The sequence below is a fragment of the Legionella sp. ST3F1 genome, assembly GCF_048553315.1.
GTDB classification, from domain to species: domain Bacteria; phylum Pseudomonadota; class Gammaproteobacteria; order Legionellales; family Legionellaceae; genus Tatlockia; species Tatlockia donaldsonii.
Genome location: NZ_JBLZIO010000071.1, coordinates 1 through 314, shown reverse-complemented (window position 1 = coordinate 314; position 314 = coordinate 1). Strand labels below are relative to the sequence as shown.

Sequence of the window (314 nt, the reverse complement as noted above, 5' to 3'; positions counted from 1 at the left end):
GTGACGATTACCGGGACGAATGATATACCAGAGATCGGCGGTGTTGCGACTGCTGTGGTCACCGAAGATGTGAATGTAATAAATGCCAATCTGGCCAGCGGCGGTACCTTGACCATTGCTGATGTTGATGCCGGCCAATCCAGTTTTATCGCCCAGCCCTCTGTGGCAGGCACCTACGGAACCTTTACCCTGGCTGCCGATGGGGTGTGGACGTACACGGCGAACAATGGACAAACGGCCATCCAGCAATTAGGGGCTGGCCAAACATTAACGGATAGCTTTACTGCGACTTCAGCCGATGGCAGTGCCAGTCA

Annotated in this window: 1 protein-coding gene; it reads left to right on the top strand. The window is 54.5% G+C overall.

Features of this window, described 5'->3' with window-relative positions; all coding sequences use genetic code 11:
• A partial coding sequence (locus ACN4Z1_RS15995; RefSeq protein ID WP_419413487.1) for a VCBS domain-containing protein occupies positions 1–314 on the top strand: 314 nt, incomplete at both ends.